Here is a 1,439-nt window from a genome sequence, read left to right as displayed (position 1 = left end):
AATTCGCCTGAATACTATAGAGGGTGGCAAACACCAGAGTAATCGAGTGGCCAATGGAAAACGCGGTTATAAAACGAACAATGTCACTGAAGCGGGTCAGAAAGAACACCACGCCGAACAGAAACAGTAAATGGTCATAGCCTGTGACCATGTGCATCGCTCCAAGCTCAATGTACTCCATGAAACCGGCATTGAGCGCCCTCGCCTTATCCTCTGCTGACATGCCATGCCCCATGGCGATGCTGCTTGCCAAAATGGATAGAAGACCAATCCAGTATTTCAATTTCACAACCTAAACTCCCTTGTTGTTGATTTGCTGCGCTGCCTTCCCATTGACCAGCCGGTACAGGGCTGGCAGGACAAATAGCGTTAGCAAGGTAGAAGAAATAATGCCGCCAATAACGACAGTCGCCAGTGGTCGCTGAACCTCAGACCCGATACCCGTATTCAGCGCCATCGGCACAAAACCCAATGATGCCACCAGTGCGGTGGTTATAATTGGCCGTAACCTGGTCACCGCGCCTTCAATAATCGCGTCATCCAGCGTTACACCTTCATGCATCAACTCACGGATAAACGACACCATTACCAACCCATTGAGGATGGCAATACCCGAGAGCGCGATGAAACCCACAGCTGCAGAAATGGAAAAGGGGATATCTCTGAGAAACAGCAAGCGGTCGGCTAAATCTGTCCTTTTGGCTGCACTTCTCGGCATGCTGGTCGATCATCCGTTCAATTTGCTGTCTAGTCAGGCGCTCTGCCCGCATCACAATGGCTGGGAAAAAACTGGTGGCAGGCGGCCGATTTGAAAATTGACCCGGTAAAAAACCATCCAACCGACCGCTGGGACTTGACGATCTATAATAAATGAATCTGGATATTAGTCGCTAATCAAAGGAAAAACTCCAATGAATAGAGCTTATCCAGCACTCACGGACAACCGTTTCATGGTCTTGGTAAATGTCTTGGCGCTGAACGTAGCCCCCGAATGCGTAGAGGACTTTACAGGCAATTGCTGTGCCGCTAGACTTCGCTTCCTTTTTGTTTGGGCATAACTGGCGTGGTTAGACGCAGATTCATAATGGCAATGATGCTCCTGATGGCTTTGCAGTCGGTGGTGTCTGTTGCTGATATGGGTCAGTTTTATAGTCCGGGAGTGGTTCACCACGATGCTGAACTTTTAACTGACCCCTCGGATATTGAGCCAGCCGACACGACCGGCAATCAGTCTCCCGCCGCGCCGGACGATTCCGGCCATTCATTCGTGCAATGTGATCTGTGCCATGGGCACTGCCATATGCTATCGATGGGTTACCTGCCGGACGCTTTGGGCAATATGCCGGACAAAAGCCTGACGGGCTACCAGGCCAGTTTTTCCTCTGTCGATCAATCCTCTCCTTTCCGCCCTCCTATCGTTTGATCCTGCGAGCAGCACC

General features: G+C 50.7%; 2 protein-coding genes and 1 pseudogene. 1 reads left to right on the top strand and 2 read right to left on the bottom strand.

The features are described 5' to 3' along the window. Nucleotides 1–289, bottom strand: a 289-nt coding sequence (locus A3754_RS20875; protein WP_197468753.1) for a HupE/UreJ family protein, incomplete at its 3' end; no start/stop codon positions are given. 3 nt (nt 290–292) lie between these two features. Beyond that, a pseudogene (locus A3754_RS20870) lies at nt 293–673 on the bottom strand (efflux RND transporter permease subunit); the annotation flags it as partial. A 411-nt stretch (nt 674–1,084) separates the two neighbouring features. Between A3754_RS20870 and A3754_RS20865 the strand changes: the two are divergent. Beyond that, entirely contained in the window at nt 1,085–1,423 is a 339-nt protein-coding gene (locus A3754_RS20865; RefSeq protein WP_062817552.1) for a hypothetical protein, read from the top strand. Nucleotides 1,424–1,439 lie beyond the last annotated feature (16 nt).

The sequence above is a fragment of the Alcanivorax sp. HI0083 genome, from assembly GCF_001635175.1.
The sequence above is the reverse complement of the archived record's forward strand: the minus strand, read 5'-3'. Positions and strand labels throughout refer to the sequence as shown.

Excerpts from the sequence above, each read along its gene's own strand:
- A3754_RS20865 (WP_062817552.1), top strand. The coding sequence starts at position 1,085 with ATGGCAATGATGCTCCTGATGGCTTTGCAGTCGGTGGTGTCTGTTGCT.